Genomic DNA, 18,641 nt, shown 5'->3' on the forward strand with positions numbered 1-18,641 from the left:
ACGTATGAACGGGGGACCCAAGAGACGGCCGACATCCTTCGATGTGGCGGAACGGGCGGGCGTGAGCCAGCCGACCGTCAGCCGTGCGCTCTCGGGCAGCCCCGCGATCGCCGAGGCCACCCGCCGCAAGGTGATCGAGGCGGCCGAAGCACTGGGCTACTTCGTCGACGAGCGTGCTGCGCGGCTGCGGCGCGGCTCCACCGGCACGCTCGCCGTCGTGGTGATCTGCCGCGAGGGCGACAGCGCCTCGAGCATCAACCCCTTCGCCTATGCCCTGCTGGGGAGCGTGTGCGTCGCGGCGTCGGAAAAGGGCTTCGAGACGCTGGTGAGCTTCCAGGCCCGCCCGGGGGACTTCTTCGGCCACTACCAGGAACAGGGCCGCGCCGATGGCCTCGTGGTGATCGGCACCACCACCAATGCCGCCGCATGGGAGCATTTCCGCGGGATCGAGGGGGAGGCGCGGCGGGTCGCCTATTGGGGCTCGCCCTTCGACGAATTGGACTGGGTGCGCTCGGACAACCGCGCGGCCGGGCGGCTGGCGGTCGAGCATCTGCTGGCGCAGGGCTACAAGCGCCCGTGCTTCCTCGGCGCGCTGAACACGCCGCAGGTGCAGTTCACCGAACGCTACGAGGGCTATGCCGAAGCGATGCGCGCGGCGGGCCTGGAGCCGTGCCTCGCCCCCACGGTCAACGCCGCCACCCGCGAGGAGGAAGGCCGCCGCGCCGCGCGCCGGTTGATCGAGCGGGGGGAGGGGGTCGATGCCGTCTTCGCTGCCTGCGACGCGATGGCGCTGGGCGCGCTCGAGGCCTTCGCCGCCGCCGACATCGCGGTGCCGGATCAGGTGGGGGTGATGGGCTTCGACGATCTGGTCGCAGGCCGCTTTAGCCGCCCCCCGCTGACGACCATCGCCCCCGATCCTGCCGAGGCCGGTGCCGCGCTGGTCGAGGCAGTGCTCGACGATGGCGAGGCAGCCCGCCGCCGCGTGCCGGTCAAGCTGATCGCGCGGGGGAGTACCGCGCGCTGATCCTCCCCTTCAGGGGAGGGGGACCATGCGCAGCATGGTGGAGGGGCGTCTTTGTGTTCCGCACGCCATCCGGCGTGCGAAGTCCTCGCTCATGCGGCCTGAAGGCCGCGTCGCTGCGGGCGGCCGTTCGGCCTTGCGGTCGCTACGCGACCGATCAGTCCTTCTCATGATTGGAGGGTGCCCCTCCACCCCGACCCTGCGGGTCGCGGTCCCCCTCACCCAAGGGGGAGGATTACCCGTGCGCGCCGAATTCGTTGGCGATGGCGGTGCTGATCCTGAGGCTCAATTCCTGCGCCTTTCCGATCGGCGTCATGAAGTCGCGCTCATAGGCGCCGTAGCCTTCCTCGCCGCCATCGGGGTAGTCGCTGGGCTCGTCCAACGGGAAGTCGCGCGGGCCCGGGATGCGCACCGGGAAGGCGCGGCGCAGCTGGGCGAGGGCCTCGTCGACGCGCAAGGTCAGCACCATGTCGATCACGTCGCGGCGGCTGATGTCGTTGGCGCGGCTGAAGGCGGGGACGGCGACCACTTTCAGGAACATGTGCTGGAGCAGCGCGAGGCGCAGCGCCTGCAGCACGCCGATGCGGCGGCGCACATGCTCGCGCGCCTCGGTGTCGGTGGTGTCATCGGGGAGCAGATCGAGCAGCCGGTGGAACTTCAGCGCATCGATCCTGAGGCGCGAGGCCAAGCGGCGGAACACCCCCGTGCGGTCGTCCCCCACCAGATATTCGGCGAGCGCGGCGCAGGCCCCGGCGAGATGATCTTCCGTGCCGCGATAGGTGCGGCTCGCCCAATAGGCCGAGTTGAACAGCTCGCCATAGGCCGCGACGGTCTTGATGCTGGCGAGGGCATTGGCCGCGTGCACCAACCGCATGATCTGGCGCCCGCGCGGGGAATCGGCGAGCAGCGCGGCGATTTCCTCGCGGTTGCCGTCCGCCGCGCTGCCGATCCCGGCGATGACGTTGACGGGGTATCCGAGCTGCTGGAGGATCGCATTGTGCGGGATCGCACGGATCTGGCGCAGGCTCATCTCGCGGTCGGCGTTGATGTCGCTCTGGCGGCGCGAGACGCGGCTGCCGGTGGGGTTCAATAGCCCCAGCCCGAAGGCGGTCACCGCCCGCGCATAGGTGCGGCTGGCGAGGTGGTCGCCCTGATGCTCCTTCACCGCGCGGTAGAAGTCGAGGCTGAGGTCGGTGCGGTGGTAGAAGGGGTCGGCCGGCGCGGCGAGGTCGGCCTCTGCCGGGCGCAGTTCGGCGATCCGTGACAGGGTGGCGAGCGCCAGTTCGGGCGTGGCGAAGAACAGGTAGCCGTCGCCGCCTTGAAAGCTCACCTCGGGCTCGAGCCGGATGCCCGCCCTTGCGAAGCGCCGCCGCGCCCAGGGGGAGAGCGGCCATTCGAGCCGGTCCCGCAAGGAAGCCGGATGCGCCCCGCGGCCCATGCTCTCGCCGTGGGTGTTGAACACCAGCGCGGCGATGTCGGAGAGGCCGTTGGCCGCCATCGCCTCGGCCAGGCGCCCCTGCAACCGTTCGATCGCGAGTGCGGCGGGGACCTGCCCGACGAAGCGCCCCGCGTCCGAGAACCCGGTCTGCACCGCAACCCGGCCCCGCGCGCGGGCATAGGCGCGATAGGCAGGCTCGGCCAGCAGCGCGTCGAGGAAGCGGCCGCCGTGCTCCAGCGCGGTCTCCGTCTCGAACAAGGGCGAGACATCGACCTTGCCTTCCACCCCGAAAAGCTTGGCGAAATAGAGCGCAGCGAGGACCGTGGCGGGCTGCTCGCACTCCGCGACCAGCATGCGGATCGGGGCGTCGGCGTCGATGTGCTTGAGGATCTGCGCCATCGCGAGGAACTGGCGGATCGCGGTCGAGCTTTCGGTCGCAAGCGCTGCGAAATTGGTCCTGAGCGGCGTCGCTTCCTCGACCATGCGGCGCAGCGTCGCGATGGCGCCCTTGCTGGCGAGGTCGATGCCTTCGTCATCCCCGCCGAGCCTGCGGCGCACCGCGTTGTGAAGCTGCTTGGCGTTCACCCGGAAGTGGATCCAGCCCATCCCGAGGCCATCGGCGCGCATCGCCGCTGCGAGCGTCAACAGGGCAATGGCGCGGGGCTCGGGGGCGCTTGTCGCTTCGCCTTCGAGCGCGGCGATGATCGGGGCGAGCGAGAGCAGGTTGTCGTCGCTGTGCGTGGTCAGCCGGTTGGCGGCCTCGGCCAGCGCCTCGGCGCTGGAGAGGTCGCCCGCGAAGTCCTCGGCGCGCGCGGCGGCGAAAGCGCTGGCGGGCTTGAGGGTGGCGAGCAGGGGATGGCTTGCGTCGAGCGCCTCCAGCGAAGCGGTGTAGCGCGCCAGCCGCTCGGCCTTTTCCTGCAACCGGAAGGCGATCGAGGTGCGCCAGCCGATATCGGTGCGCCCGTCCATGTCGTAGCCGACCCAGCTGGCGAAGCGGAACGGCAGGGGTCGGAGCGTCCGCCATTCCTGCGGCCAGCGCTCTCGCGCCTCGCCCAGCAGGCGGGCGACGATCACGTCGCGCGCGTCCTGCGCGCGGGCCATGGCGTCCATCGCCGCGCGGTGCTCGTGCTCGAGCGTCACCGCGGTGCGGGTCGCGGGGACGGCGCAGACCGTGTCGCCCACCTCCTGCGGCGCGGAAGCCGCGGCGGCGACGGCTTCGGATTGCGCGGGGCTAAGCAGGAAGGTCGGGTGCGCAGTGAACACCGCGTGGAGCTGCGGGTTCTCCCAGCGCGCGGCGAAGGCGGCGAAATCCTCGGCGTCTTCGGAAGGGGCTCGGGCGGCAGGCGCGGCCAGCAGCCGGCGCAGCTTGAGCGCGCGCGCCTTCAGCCCGTCGCACTCCAGCTCGGCGACCAGTGCTGCGACATCGTCGAGGCTGGTCTCGCCGCTCTCGATCGCGCGCGACAGATCGAGCGACAGCTGGAACACCGGATTGAACAGCGGGGTCTCGCGCGTGCGCTGGTGCAGCTCGCCCAGCCGCGCTTCGAGATCGGCGAGGCTCTTCATGGGTGTTCCGAAGCAAAGGCCGCCGCCGCGCCGAACAGGCCGGGCTGGGGGTGGATGATGAGCTTGACCGGGATGCTCGCCATCAGGCTCTCGAACCGCCCCTTGGCCTTGAACCTGGCGGCAAAGCCCGAGGCGAGCAGCGTCTCGCGGATGCGGTAGCCGAGGCCGCCCGCGATCACCACGCCCGCAAAGCCGCCCTGCGCCAGCGCAAGATCGCCCGCGACCGAGCCCAGCGAAAGGCAGAACCGGTCCACCGCCGCCGCTGCCAGCGAGTCCTCTCCGCTCGTGCCGAGGTCCCAGATCTCGATCGCATCGCGCTCGGGTTCGGTGCGGTGTTCGAGTGCGGCGAGGGCCTGGTAGATGTCGACGATGCCGGGGCCTGCCACCACGCGCTCGACCGACACGCGAAGGTGCCGCTGGCGCAGCCGGGCAAGGATCGCGTCCTCGATGGAATCGAGCGGGGCAAAGTCGATATGCCCGCCCTCGGTCGCCTGCACGCGGTAGCTGCCGCCCGAGCGGTAGAGATGCGCGACCCCCAGCCCCGTCCCCGGCCCCAGCACCGAGATCGTGCCCTCGCGCCCGAGCGGCACGTCGGGGCCGGCGAGATGCAGGAACTGGCTGTCGTCGGCGCGTGCGACCGCATGGGCAACCGCGGCGAAGTCATTGACGATAGTGTAATCGGTAGCGCCCAGCTTCTCGGGGATCAGCGCGGGGCGGATGATCCACGGGTTGTTGGTGAAGCGGATCACCGGATTGGGCTTGCCGGGGCTGCCGACCGGCCCGGCGATGGCGATGCTCACCGCCGGGGGGAGCGTGCCGCCCTTGCGGTCGCGGAAGGCTTCCCACGCGGTCTGGAAGCTGGCGTGATCGGCGGTCTTGAGCGTTTCCGGCTCGTCGAGCGTGATCGCCCCGTCGGCCCCGAAGCTGGCAATCGCGAAGCGGGCATGGGTCCCGCCGATATCGACCACAACCACTTCGCGCATTGCTCACTCCCCGCCCGCAAATCGTGACGGGGGAAGCAATAGCAGGCGGCGCGCGGGAATCCCACGCGCCGCATACTTATTCAGATTTGTCAGGCCGTCAGGCGTTGCCCCCTCCCCTTGGGGAGGGGGTAGGGGGAGGGGCGCCCCCGCCAGCGGCCACGTGCGAGGCCGTCAGGCCTCGCCCTTCAGCCCCCTCGGGCCCGCTTACTTGACGCCCATTTCCTCGAGCAGCCGCTGCGCGCCGTCGACCTTGTCCATGGTCCACAGCATGAAACGGCTGTCGACGTGGATCGTGCGGTTGATCGCGGGGTCATACATCCAGTCGCTCACCACGCCCTCGATCGTGCCGTCGAAGGCAAGGCCCACGAACTCGCCGCGCGCGTTCAGCGTCGAGGAGCCCGAGTTGCCGTTGGTGATGTCGACCGTCGACATGAAGTCGACCGGCAGGGTGCCGAGCGCGGGCGCGACGTAGCTGCCGTAGTCCTTGGCCTTGATCAGCTCGATCATCTTGTCGGGCGCATCGAATTCGCCGCGCCCGGTGTGCTTGGCGACGATGCCCTCGGCGGTGGTGAACGCGGTCCAGACCTGCCCGTCGACCGCCTTGCCGGTCACCTTGCCATAGGTGAAGCGCAGCGAGCCGTTGGCGTCGGGGTACATGGTCTTGCCCTGCGAGGCCGCATAGGCGAGCCGCGCGGCCATCACCGCCGAACGCGCCTTCTGCACGCGGCCCGCGCGTTCCTTGTCGGCAGCCTCGGCGGCCATCGCCTCGTCATAGGTCGCAACCGCAAGCTGGATGAAGGGATCGCTCGAAGCCTTGAAGTCGGCGGGGGTCTTGCCCATCCACTCCATGCGCTTGGCCGTGGTGCCCAGTTCGCTGGTGGCGTAGAGCGAGGCCAGATCCTTGCCTTCGAGGAAGGCATCGAAGCTGGCGATGCGCTGATCTGCGGGCAGGCTGCGGTATTCGGCGATGGCGTCGGCGAAGAGCTGCTTGTCGATCGCCTCGACATAGCGGCGCTCGATGATCGCCATGCGCTGGGTCATGAAGGCCTTGTCGCGCGCCTGGAAGCCGGGCTCGCGATCCTTGTCGGGCTTGGCCTGCTCGTTCGCCCAGCGATAGAGCGTGCGCGCCGCGCCGTAGAGCTGGCCGCGCCCGAGGAGCCCGCGCTTGGCATCGGCGAGCGCGACCGCGTTGGTCTCGGCCACCAGCTTGTCGAGCTCGGCGAGGGCCGCGCCATACTGCGCCTCGCGCGCCGGGTCGGCCTTGATCCACGCGCGGAACGCGGCTTCCTCGGCGGCCTTCTTGTCGACGAGCGAGATGGCGTCCGCGCCTGCCAGCTGCCCGGCGATCTTCTTCTCGTAGTTCTCCACGCCCTGAAGCGTCGCGGCATAGGCGATCGTGGCGGCCTGATTGCCCGCGGTCAGTTCGTCGATGCGGTCGCCATATTCGGCGAGCATGCGCTGCTGATAGGGGTAGAGCTCCTCGTAATAGAAGCGCGCTTCCTCGGCAGTGCGCAGGCGCTCGGTCGTACCGGGGAAGCCCGCGACCATCACGAAGTCGCCTTCCTTGACGCCTTCCTTGGCGATGGGCAGCCAGGCCTTGGGCTTGAACGGCACGTTGTCCTTCGAGAACGGGGCCGAGGAACCGTCAGGCGCCACGTAAGCGCGGTAGAAGGAGAAGTCGCCGGTGTGGCGCGGCCACATCCAGTTATCCTTCTCGCCGCCGAAATTGCCGACGCCGCCGGCGGGGGCATAGACGAGGCGCACGTCCTGGATCTCGAGCTGCTGCTGGAGCCAGTATTGCGCGCCGCCGAAATAGGCGCGCACGTCGCAGCGGCGGTTGGCCTGCTTCTCGCACGCCTCGATCAGCGCGGTGCGGTTGGCCTGCAGGCGGTCATAGCGCGCGCGGCCTTCCAGCTTGTCGGCACCCTTGAGCATGGCGGCGGTGACATCGCGCAGGTCCTCGATCACGTAGATCCGGCTGCCCGGCGCGGCGGGGAGTTCATCGCCCAGCGTCTTGGCGAGGAAACCGTCGGTGAGGTAGTCGTTCTCGGGCGAGGAATTGTATTGCAGCGAGCCCGCGACGCAGTGGTGGTTGGTCGCGACCAGACCCTGCGGCGAGAGGAAGGCGGCCGAGCAGCCGCCGAGCGAGGCGATGGCGGTCAGCGGCGGGCGCTGGAGGTCGCCCAAAGTCTTGGCGTCAAGCTCGAGCCCGGCGGCCTTCATCTCATCGGCGATGGCGCCGGTCTGGCTCGGCAGCCACATGCCTTCATCGGCGAGTGCCACGGCGGGCAGGGCAAGCATCAGCGCGCTGGCACCGGCCAGCAGGATATTCTTCATGGGTAGCAAACCTCTCTCGAATGGGTGGCGCCCGCGCGGGCGCGAAGGCAGGCGTGTTAGGCGAGATGCGGGGGCGGCGGAAGGGGGCAATCATCCCCATCGATGAACCGCCGACTGACGGGGTTGAGCACCAGCAGCAGCCGCACGCCCCCGGGGCTTCCGGCAATCGGCGGCGAGCGGTGAATGGCGGGGTTCTCGCTCGCCAGCCGGCCCTTGAACACCCCCACATCGAAGGGGGCGAGGCGGTTGATCCGGCGCGGTTCCTCGCCCGCCGCAACGCGCGCGGCGTCCCCGGCGTCGAGCCAGTCGGTGCCTTCGCCGACATAGGTTGTGATGAGCCGCGCGGTGACATAGTCGGCGTGGAACTTGCGGCAGGAATCGGTGCGCACGACCTCGAGCCGGAGCTCGAAGCTGGCGAGGTCCATCGCGGCGCAGAACAGGCGCGCGAGCCGCGCGGCGTCTTCGATGAGCGCGCGATGGAGCGCCTCGCCCCCGCCGAACCCGCCCCCGGCGAGCGCGCGGGCGAGATCGGCGGAAAGGGCATCGGGGGTGCTGGTGAAGCGCAGATCCTCGGGCGTTCCGGTGGTGAGCGGGGTGAAGTCGGCAAAGGCGGGGCGCTGCCACACCGCGAGGCTGCAATCCTGTGCGGCGATGTCGCCAAGCACGGCGGGATCGGCGGCGATGCGGGCTGAGGGGGCAAGGAGGGTGGTCATGGGGCGGGCCTGTGCGGGGTAAAATTGAGTAACGTTGTATCATGTCATTAGCGACGCATCGGGGTGGCTGCAAGCGCCGCCGCGGAAAGCCTCTTGCGAGTGATTATCAGTTCGGCCATGAGGCTCGTCCAACCCCATCACACCCCAAGGACGCCCCCTCCCATGAACAGCACGCTCAAACTCTGGACCCAGCTTGGCCTCGGCACCGCGCTTGCAGGCGGGCTGCTGGCGGCTTGCGGCGGCGAGGCGGGCGGCGAGGGTGCGACCGGCGAGGCGGGCGCCCCGACCGCTGCGGCCACCGCCGGTGAAGGCGAAGGCGGCTCCGGCGAGGGCGAAAGCGCCACCGCGGGCGGCGAGGGCGAGGGCGGCGTCGCGGTCGCCGATGCGGCCAAGGACCCGGTCGCCTACGGCATCGCGCTCGCGGTGGCCGAGGCGCACGTGGTGGCAGCGCGCGACGCCTATGCGGCGGGCGAGAAGCAGGCAGCAGGCGAGATGTTCGCGCACCCGGTGAGCGAAGTGCTGCTCGACATGGAGCCGGTCTTTACCAAGCTCGGGGTTGCGGACATGGGCCCGCTGTTCATGGCGGCCTCGGACGCGGCGCTTGCGGGCAAGCCGGTGGCCGAGGTGAACAAGGCCTATGACGCGATCATCGCCGCGCTGCGCGCGGCGGCCGCCAAGGCGCCCAAGGGCGATGCCAGCACGGCCAAGGTGCAGGCCGGTGTGATCGCTGACATGATCGAGCGCGCGAGCGCGATGTATCGCCAGCTGCCCAAGAACGCCGAATACGAGCCCTATCTCGACGGCTACGGCTTCAGCCGCGTTGCGATCAGCACCTTTGCCGCCTCGGGCGCAGGCATCAAGGCCGAGAACCCGGCGCTGCACACGGCGATCACCGAGGCTGTCGCGCTGCTCAAGCAGGCCTATCCCGGCGCTGCCCGCCCGGCCAAGCTCCCCGCCGAGCCTGGCGCATTGTCGGGCGCTTCGGCCAAGGTGATGCTCGCCGCGGGGGGGTGATTCCCGGCGGAAATCCCGCCGATTTGTGCAAACACGACACGCCTCGTTGGCTAAATGCGACAATCTTGCAGTTGCAGGGCTCTCAGGGCCGCTGCACGCTTGCCTTTGCTGCGAGCCCTAGTAGCTTTGCAGGACAAGAGGGGTCGCCGTTCGCAGGATCTGACATCGAGGGGTGTCAGGCCGCGAGCGGGTGTTTGGGGTTCGCACCCGGCCGGAGGTTCGCCGCAAGCGCGGTAGCCGAGCCGAGCCGGGCAGGGCGGGCCACGGAATTTTGGGGGGGACCTTGTCGCAAGCTCACACCAGCCGGCAGCGCGTGCATCTGCGCTCGTTCGCCAGTTCCATCGCCATCGCGGCCGGGGCGCTGTGCCTCCTGCCCGCGCCCGCGCTGGCGCAGGCAGGGCCCGCAGCCGGGATCACCCCGCCCAACCGCACCGATCTCGTACCCCCCGATCAGCGCCCGCCGCAGCGCACCACCACGCTGACGGTCGACGGCGATTTCGAACGCGCCCCCTGCGCGCTCGACCGGCCCGAATATGCCGGGATCAAATTCACCGTAAGGGGCGCCGCCTTCGACGGCCTGTCGCGTGTCCCCGGGCTCTCGCTCGAAGCGGCCTATGCGGGCTATGTCGGGCGCGAGCTGCCGGTCTCGGTGCTGTGCGACATCCGCGCCGAGGCCAACGCCATCCTGCGCCGCGACGGCTATCTCGCCACGGTCGAGATTCCCGAGCAGACCCTCGCCGACGGCATCCCCGATTTCAAGGTCGTGTTCGGCCGCCTTGCCTCGGTCCGCGTGCGCGGCGAGGCGGGGGCTTCGGAGGCGCTGGTCGCGCGCTATCTCGAAAAGCTCACCAACCGCGACGTGTTCAACATCAACGAGGCCGAGCGCTACCTGCTGCTCGCCGATGACCTGCCCGGGCTCGACGTGCGCCTGTCGCTGCGCCCGGCGGCGGGCGGCGCGCCCGGCGATCTGGTCGGCGAAGTCGCGGTGCTGCGCCAGCGCGCGATGGTCGATCTCAACATCCAGAATCTCGCCTCGCGTTCGATCGGCCGCTACGGCGGGGTGCTGCGCGGCGAGATCTACGACGTCACCGGGCTGGGTGACCGCACCTCGGTGGCGCTGTTCTCCACGCTCGAGTTCGAAGAGCAGCAGACCGTGCAGATCGGTCACGACTTCCGGGTCGGGGGCGAAGGCCTGCGCCTCGGCGGGCAGTTCACCTACAGCGTCACCCATCCCGAAACCGCGATCGCCGGGTTCAATGTCGTCTCCAAGACCTATTTCGGCAGCGCCTTTGCCAGCTATCCGCTGGTGCGCACCCGCGCGCGGAGCCTCTATGCCGATGCCGGGTTCGACTATGTCGACCAGGACGTCTCGCTCAACGGCATCGGGCTGACGCGCGACCGGGTGCGGATGGCCTATCTGCGGCTGACGGGCGAGGCGATGGACGAGGGCTCGGTGCAGCGCAAGGGCGGCTATTCGCCCTATGAGCCGCGCGTGCGTTTCCGCTACGGGGCGGAGTTGCGGCAAGGGCTCGACGTCTTCTCGGCAAGCCCCGATTGCCGGGCCAACCTGCTCGGCTGCCTTGCCGGTGGCGCGGCCGGGCCGAGCCGGATCGAAGCCGATCCCACCCCGCTGCTGCTGCGCCTCAACACCGGCGTCGAATACCGCCCCGTGCCGACCGTGGCGTTCACGATCAACACGCAGGTGCAGATCACCGGCGATGCGCTGCCCGCCTTCGAGGAGCTGGCCGCCGGCTCCTTCTCGATCGGGCGCGGCTATGATCCGGGCGCGGTGCTGGGCGACAGCGGCATTCTCAATTCCTTCGAGATGCGCTTCGGCTCGCTCAGCCCGGAAAGCGAGCAGGCCATGGCTTGGCAGCCCTATGTCTTCACCGACCTCGCCTATGTCCGGAACGAGGACCCGAGCCGCGCCGGTTCCAACCCCGACCGGCTGTGGTCGGCGGGCGGCGGTCTGCGCTTCGCCTGGGGCCAAGGCATCCAGAGCGACCTTTCCATCGCCGTTCCGCTCGAGACCCCCGACCTTGCCCAGCGCAAGGGGGATGTCCGGTTCCTGTTCTCGCTCACCGCCCGCCTGTTCCCGTGGAGATACTGAGATGAGCCAAGCCCAAGCAAAGCGCACCTCCCTGATGACCGGCTGCGGCAGCGCAGCGCTGGCACTGGGCCTCATCCTCGGCCCCGCTCCGGCGGCGGCGCAGGGCATCCAGGCGGACGGCAGTGTCGTCTTCGGCAGCGCCTCGATCAACACCACGCCAGCGGGTCAGACGCGGGTCGCGGTCGGGAGCCAGACCACGGTGATCGACTGGACGCCGTTCGAGGACAACAACGGCAATGCGCTCGATTTCCTGCCGACCAATGCCTTTGCCTTCTACGAGAACAACTCCAACGCCTCGTTCGTCTCCGATTTCGCGGTGCTCAACCGCATCCTGCCGGCCACCAACGGCAATGTCGCGGTCATCAACGGGAGCGTCATCTCGCGGATCGTCGACTTCACCGGCAATGCGACGCCGGGCGGGTTCATCGCCTTCTATTCGCCCACCGGCATTCTGGTAGGCAGCGGCGCCAGCTTCGATGTCGGACGGCTGCTGCTGACGACGCTCGACACGACGCCGGAAAATTTCCGCGATTTCTACCAGCAGGGCGCCCAGCTCCAGCTGCGGGCCGCGACCGGCTCGACCGCGCGCATCACGATCCAGCCGAATGCGCAGATCTCCGCCCTGCGCGAGAACGGCTTCTTCGCCGTTGTCGCCGCCGATGTCGAAATGCGCGGGATCGCGCGGGTCAACGGCAGCCATGCCTATATCGCGGGCGAGGCGGTCAACCTCACCTTCAGCAACGGCTTGTTCAACATCGAAATTCCCACCGGCACCGCAGCGGCGGGCGAGGTGGTGACGCTCGACGGCAACATCGGCGGCCCGTCGAGCACCGGCACCGGCGACAATCACCTGATCTACGCCGTCGCGCGCGCCTCGCAGGATCCGATCTCGATGCTGTTCCGGGGCAATCTCGGCTTCGATCCGGCGCAGAGCGCCGGCGTGATCAACGGCGAGATCATCCTGGCGGCCAACTACGACGTGTTCGGTCGCGACGTGAACGGCGGGTCGATCAGCAACGGCGTGAACGGCACGTTCGGCGGGGACGCCGAGACCTCACTCGTGCGCGCCGATATCGCGATCAACGATGCCAATGTGACGGGCAACCTGCTGGCGATCAGCTCGCACGCGGTGAGCGCCGCAGCCGTCACCGCCGACAGCACCTTTTCGGGCGACCTGCTGCTGGTCGGCCGCGAGAATTCCAGCCTGAGGGCGCTGAACGGCAATGACCTCACCGTCAATGGCAGCGTGCTGGTCGACGCGCGCGATTTCGGGGCGAGCGGATCTTTCCTGCAGACCATCGACCAGGCCAATGCGGCAGCGGGCAACGCGCTGATCGAATCGATCGGCGGCGGCACGCTCAGGATCGGCGGATCGGCGCAGGTCCGGGCCGATGCCTTTGCGGGCGCCAATTTCGGGCAGGGCATCGCGGGCTCGGCGACCGGCGGCAATGCGGCGATCAGCGCCGAGGGCGGCGTGGTCGATATCACCGGGACGGTGGAGATCAGCGCGGCGGGTATCGGCACCAAGTCGTCCAGCATCCTGACCGGCGCAGATTCGCGCGGCGGCAGCGCCGAGCTGCGGGTGCGCGCGGGGGGCTCGGCGCTGCTCGGCTCGACGCTCAATGTCGACGCGAGCGCCACGGCCGCCAATGGCGTGCTGTTCAGCGGTTCGACCCTTTCGAACGCGTTCGGCGGCAACGCCCGGATCGCGGTCAACGATGGCGGCGGCACGGTCACCGTGGGCGGCGAAGCTGTGCTCAATGCGACCGCCATCGGCGGCTCGGCCAATGCCGCGGGCACGGGATCGGTCGGCGATGCGGGCGAGGCGACGGTCCTGATCCGCCAGTCCGGGCTCGTCACCATCAACGGCAATCTGACCGTCAGGGCGTCGGGATCGGGCGGGGCCAATGCCGGCGGCACCGGCGGTAACGGGCTCGGCGGCAGGGCTGCGGTGCTGACCGAGTTCGGCGGCACGGTCAATATCACAGGCGATTTCACCGCCGTTGCCAGCGCCTTCGGCGGAGCGGGCCGGACCGGCGGCGACGGGCTCGCCGGTCTTGCCGGAGCGCAGGCGCAGCTCGGCACCATCGCCATCGGCGGCCGCGCCGATATCGACGCCAACGGCACCGGCGGCAATGCCGAGTTCGACTTCGGCGGCAATGGCGGGATCGGGCGCGGGGGCAACGCTTTCCTCCAGGCCGACGGCACGCTCGGGGCTGACGCGACGATCACGGTTGCGGGCGAGGCTTTCGTGGTCGCCAGTGGTCTGGGCGGCGTCGGCGGGGCATCGGACGGCTCGGGCATCGCGGCGGGGACCGGCGGGTTCGGTTATGGCGGGGATTCGCTGACCCCCAACCAGGCCGACCCGAACTTCAACGGCGGCGTCTATGTTCTGGCGGGCGGCGATCGCGGCACGATCGAGGTGGGCAGCCTGTTCGCGCAGTCCAACGGCGTCGGCGGCACGGGTGGCGCCGGTGCCGGATCGTTTACCGGCGGCACGGGCGGCGACGGCTTCGGCGGGCTGACCCAGGTCGGCCTTGCGCTGCTGGGCCAGAACGGGACGATCAGCCTCGGCCGCGCGGGCCTCGGCGTGGTCACCGCAGCCGCGAGCGGCTTCGGCGGCCGCAGCGGCCGTGACGGCAACGACGATGTGAACGGCATCGGCGGCAACGGCACCGGCGGCTTTGCGGCTCTGACCGTGCGCGCGGGCGATGTCACGGCGACCTCGATCAGCCTCGTCGCCAACGGCGTCGGCGAGGAAGGCGCGACGGCGGGAACCGGCACCGGGGGCACCGCCGCCGTGCTCGGCGGCCTCGGCGGCGCGCTGTCGACCGACGAATTGCGGCTCGAAGCCAATGGCTTCGGCGGTTTCTCCAGCGTCCCCGGCGGCACCGGCGGCAACGGGATCGGCGGGCTCGCCACCATCCAGATCGACGATATCTCGATCGCGATCGACGGCGATGTCGCCCTCGACGCGAGCGGCCTCGGCGGCAATTCGGCCGACGGCGCGGCCGGCAACGGCGTCGGCGGGGAGGCCTTCGTCGGTCAGGCGCAGTCAGGCACCGCGGGCACCCTCAACATCACCGGCCACACCGAAATCTTCGCCAATGGCCGGGGCGGGGACAGCTTCGGCGACTTTGCCGCAGGCAATGGCCGGGGCGGACGCGCAGTTGTCAGTGTCATTCAGGGCGCGACGGCCAGCTTTGGCTCGGTTCAGCTTGTCGCGATCGGCCGCGGCGGTAGCGCCGACGCGCATGAGGGCGGCGATGGCACGGGCGGGCAGGTCGAACTGAGCGCGAGCGGCACCGGCAGCCGCATCACTATCGCGGACAACGTGCCGGCACGCTTCGCGTCGGATTCGCCCGGCGGCTCCGCGATCCTCAATGCCAGCGGCTTCGGCGCGGATACCAGCGGCGGCGACGGGATCGGGGGGGGCGGCGTTGGCGGCCAGATCAGTCTGGGGGCGCTGGACGGTGGCCAGTTGAACCTGCCGTTCCTGCCGACGGGGACGCTGCGGTTTGTTGCGCGCGGGATCGGCGGCAATTCGTTTGCTGACGGCGGCACAGGGGGCATCGCGCGCGGCGGCAGTGCCTTCTTCGATGCGCAAGGCGCCTTCACGGAAATCAACCTTGGCCGCGCGCGTTTCGACGTTGGTGCGCTAGGCGGATCGAGCGGCGATCCGGCCGTCAACGTGAATGGCGGGTCAGCGGTTGGCGGTGCAATCGGGATCTTCGTCAACAACGGCGCGCTTGTGCGGCTTGAAAATCTCACGGGCCAAACCGGCGCGCGCGGCGGTGACGGTTCCGGGACGGGGAACGGCGGCAGTGCTAGAGTCGGCGCCAGTGTGGTCCGGCTCACCGGAAGCACGCTTCAGGTCACCGGCACGCTGGGCTTCACGGATGATACCCGCGGCGGCAGTGGCTTTGTCGGCGGCGATGTCTCGCTTGGCTTTGGCGAAGGCGGACCGCTCAGCCAGTCGCGCTTCACTGCCGAAGATTCGTTTATCGATGTGTTTTCCTTCGGACAGAACCAGGACGGCATCATTTTCGAATCCCTGGCCACGGGCGGTACCGGCGTCCAGCAGGGCGGCAATGCGACAAGCAGTCCCGGCGTCTTTTCGGTGCAGGGTTCGCAAATGGGTGGCGGGTTCGTGCGGATGAGCTCGATCGCGACGGGCGGCGATGCCACTGGCCCGAACGGCGTCGGCGGCCTCGCCCGGTCGGGCCGCATCGACATTTTCACCAATCCCTCGACAATCAATCTGGTCGGCTCGAGCCTGTTCGAAACCGTCGCAAATGGCGGTGACGGCACCATCGGCGGTGACGCACTTGCGGGCGATATTCTGGCCGATTTCAACGAGACGTCGATGTTCGCCGGGGACGAACTGGCCTTCGTCAGCGAGGCCTCTGCCGGGCAAGGTGCCAATGTGGCAGGAGTGTCCGGCGTCGGCAATGCCACGGCGGGCGCGGTCGACGTGCAATTGACCGATTCCTCGATCGGCGGCGGCCGTCTGTCGCTGGAGGCCAATGCCTTTGCCGAATCCTTCAATCCCGAGGTCGCAGGTGGCAGTGCCACGGCAGGACGCACCCTGCTTCGGCTTTCCGGCGCATCCGAAGCCAATTTCACCAGCCTGTTCCTGCAAAGCAATGCGCTCACCTCCTTCGGCCAGCGGCAGGAGGTTATCGGGGTCGACCAGCAGGGCAATCCGATCATCGGCACCGTCTTCGATTTCAGCGGGGAGGCCTATGGCGGCTTCGTCCGTGTGGTGCAGGATTCGGATACCGTCGGCGGCATCAACGTTTTCGACATGCGCATCGAAGCGGGCGGCAGCGGGGGCGGCTTCGAAGTCGTCGGCCAGTATTCGATCGAAGTGCTGGGCGGTGAACTCAATGCCGATTTCCTCGATGCGCAAGCCTTCGGGTTCAGTTTCGGCAACGGCCCCAGCGTGTCGCAGGTGGTGGTGCAAGATGCCGCCATGCTGGTCGAGAACATGAACCTGTTCACCAGAGGCGATCTTGATCTGGTGACCATCGATGGCGGGATCATCGGCAGCAACGGGGCGACCGGCACCACCAACTTCATGAATGTCAGGGCCGATGGCACGCTTTCGGTGCGCAATACGGTTTCGACCGCCGGCGGCACCAACCAGCTCAGTTCGCCCAGCCTGCAACCCTTCGGTGCGGGGCTGACCAACGGCGGCATCGGCGGGGCCACGATCAATATGTTTGCCGGTGGATCGCTGTTGCTGGACGGCACGATTGTCAGCCCGGACGGCTCCATCACCCTGTATGCCAATGATTTCGGCGGCAACTTCTCGGGGCAGCCCGCCGTCTTCTCGATGTCGTCCGGCAGCTTGATCGATGCCGGGACGGGCGACGTCTTCATCCAGTTGACCAACACCGGCGCGGCCACGGGCGATATCACGCTCGGCGACATCATCGCCGGCACTATCAACGTGCGCAACCAGTCCAATAGCGACATCCGCCTGCGGGCGGGTGACAGGCTGACCGCATCGGGCACCCTTCGGGCGATCAGTCTGGCCGCGCTGGGCGGCGAGGTGATCGACGAGAACACGCTCGTCGCGGCCAACCCGACTTCGGGTCTGGTGCTGACCGGGGGCGGACATTTCGGCATTTTCGCCGCCACGCCGACTGGATCGCAGATCGGCAACCCGGCCACTTACCAGCGGCGCTACAACGTCCAGACCGAACAGAACTACAACGAGGCCGATCCGGGCGGGAACTACGCCGCCTTCCGCATCACCCCGTTCCTGACGGTCTTGCCCAACGCCGCCACCCGGTTCTACGGCGACGCCAATCCGGCCTTCACCGCCAGCATTCTCGGCTTCCTGCCCGGCGACAGCATCGCCGATCTCACCGGCGCCCTGCAGTTCCTGACCGGAGCCAATGCCACCTCGCCGGTCGGGCTCTACACGCTCAATGCCGCGCTGGGCACGCTGGTGAGCCCGCAGGGCTACCAGTTCGTGTTCGAGCCGGGGGTGCTCAGTGTCACCGCGCGCCCGATCACGATCACCGCGAGCGACCTCTCGCGGGTCTATGGCGATGCCAACCCGGCGCTGAGCTTCACTGTGGGCGGGCTGGGTCTCGTCAACGGCGACCAGCTGGGCGGGGCGCTCGCGACCACCGCGGACATCGGCAGCGGTGTGGGCAGTTATGCGATCACCCAGGGCACGCTGACGGCCAGCAGCAACTACGCGGTGACCTTCGTCGGCGGGCAGCTGACGGTGACGCCGCGCCCGATCACCATCACCGCCAACAGCTTCTCGCGGGTCTACGGCAACGCCAACCCGGCGCTGACCTTCGTGGTCGGCGGGCAGGGGCTGGCGAACAACGACCAGCTGACTGGCGCGCTGGCGACCACCGCCGGGCTCACCAGCGGGGTCGGCAGCTATGCCATCACCCAGGGCACGCTGTCGGCGGGGGCCAACTACGCCGTGACCTACAATGCCGGGGCGATCACCGTCACCCCGCGCCCGATCACGATCACCGCCGACAGCTTCTCGCGGATCTACGGCAACGCCAACCCGGCGCTGACTTTCAGCGTCGGCGGGCAGGGCCTCGTCAATGGCGACCAACTGACCGGAGCGCTGGCGGCGGCGGGCGTTACCGCGGGCGTCGGCACCTCGGCGATCACGCTCGGCACGTTGTCGGCGGGCGCCAACTACGCGGTGACCTTCAACGCGGGCGTGCTCACCATCACCCCGCGGCCGATCTCGATCACCGCGAATGACCTCTCGCGCTTCTACGGCGATGCCAACCCGGCGCTGACCTTCACGGTCGGCGGGCTGGGGCTGGTCAACGGCGACCAGCTCACCGGCAGTCTTGCGACCCTCGCCGGGCTGACGACCGGCGTCGGCACGGCGGCGATCTCGCTCGGCACGCTGACGGCGGGCGGCAACTACGCGGTCACCTTCAATGCGGGCGTGCTCACCATCACCCCGCGCCCGCTGACCGTGGCGGCCGACAACCTGTCGAAGACGCTCGGCTTTACCGATCCGCAGCTGACCTTCCGCATCACCGAGGGCGATCTCGTCAACGGCGACCTGCTGACCGGCACCCTCGTGCGCGATCCGGGCGAGGCGATCGCCAGCTTCCTGATCCGCCAGGGCTCGCTGACGGCGGGCGCCAACTACACGATCACCTATGTGCCGGGCACCTTCACCATCAACCCGCCACCGGTCTCGCCCGACATCAACAACCCCACCAGCTTCGAGCCGCCGCTGGTGATCGACGACACCCCGCCGACGGTGACGGGCGCTTCGGACGAGCGCTTCGGGATCGACTTCCCCGAACAGCCCGAAGCGCCGCTGATCAGCGAGGACCCGCTGCTCGACGACCCGGTCTCGAGCGGCGGCGACAGCGCGATCTATGGCGATGACGACGACGATGACGACGAGGAAGAGGGCAAGGCCGGCGCCGGTGCCCCCACGGGAGGACAGTGA

Annotated in this window: 8 protein-coding genes; 4 read left to right on the top strand and 4 right to left on the bottom strand. The window is 69.1% G+C overall.

Translation table 11 applies throughout. The features are described from left to right. The first annotated feature begins 4 nt into the window (after positions 1–4). Positions 5–1,024, top strand: coding sequence for a LacI family DNA-binding transcriptional regulator (locus PFX90_RS06995; RefSeq protein WP_285711659.1), 1,020 nt, complete (start codon positions 5–7; stop codon positions 1,022–1,024). Positions 1,025–1,256: 232 nt separating this feature from the next. Here PFX90_RS06995 and PFX90_RS07000 read toward each other — a convergent pair whose 3' ends face one another. The 4 genes from PFX90_RS07000 to PFX90_RS07015 form a co-directional block, all read right to left on the bottom strand. Continuing rightward, positions 1,257–4,022: a phosphoenolpyruvate carboxylase gene (locus tag PFX90_RS07000; RefSeq protein WP_285711660.1), complete on the bottom strand. Its 2,766-nt coding sequence runs from the start codon at positions 4,020–4,022 to the stop codon at positions 1,257–1,259. Next, a complete protein-coding gene (locus PFX90_RS07005; RefSeq protein ID WP_285711661.1) occupies positions 4,019–5,005 on the bottom strand; it encodes a glucokinase in 987 nt (328 codons plus the stop codon). Before PFX90_RS07005 ends, PFX90_RS07000 begins: the two co-directional genes overlap by 4 nt. 204 nt (positions 5,006–5,209) lie before the next feature. Then, on the bottom strand, positions 5,210–7,342 hold the full coding sequence (locus PFX90_RS07010; protein WP_285711662.1) for a S46 family peptidase: 2,133 nt from the start codon (positions 7,340–7,342) through the stop codon (positions 5,210–5,212). 56 nt (positions 7,343–7,398) lie between these two features. Continuing rightward, positions 7,399–8,055 carry a DUF1826 domain-containing protein gene (locus tag PFX90_RS07015; RefSeq protein WP_285711663.1) on the bottom strand — a complete coding sequence of 219 codons (657 nt, stop codon included), beginning with the start codon at positions 8,053–8,055 and terminating at the stop codon, positions 7,399–7,401. Positions 8,056–8,217: 162 nt separating this feature from the next. Here PFX90_RS07015 and PFX90_RS07020 point away from each other — a divergent pair, with 162 nt between their 5' ends. The 3 genes from PFX90_RS07020 to PFX90_RS07030 all read left to right on the top strand — a co-directional run bounded on the left by PFX90_RS07020 (position 8,218) and on the right by PFX90_RS07030 (position 18,641). Further along, a complete protein-coding gene (locus tag PFX90_RS07020; RefSeq protein ID WP_285711664.1) occupies positions 8,218–9,069 on the top strand; it encodes a hypothetical protein in 852 nt (283 codons plus the stop codon). A gap of 313 nt (positions 9,070–9,382) precedes the next feature. Further along, positions 9,383–11,179, top strand: a complete 1,797-nt coding sequence (locus tag PFX90_RS07025) for a ShlB/FhaC/HecB family hemolysin secretion/activation protein (RefSeq protein ID WP_285711665.1) — start codon at positions 9,383–9,385, stop codon at positions 11,177–11,179. 1 nt (position 11,180) lies between these two features. Continuing rightward, complete coding sequence (locus tag PFX90_RS07030; protein ID WP_285711666.1) at positions 11,181–18,641, top strand: MBG domain-containing protein; 7,461 nt, start codon at positions 11,181–11,183, stop codon at positions 18,639–18,641.

Origin of the sequence: Erythrobacter oryzae, assembly GCF_030271515.1 — a bacterium.
GTDB classification, from domain to species: Bacteria; Pseudomonadota; Alphaproteobacteria; order Sphingomonadales; family Sphingomonadaceae; genus Erythrobacter; species Erythrobacter oryzae.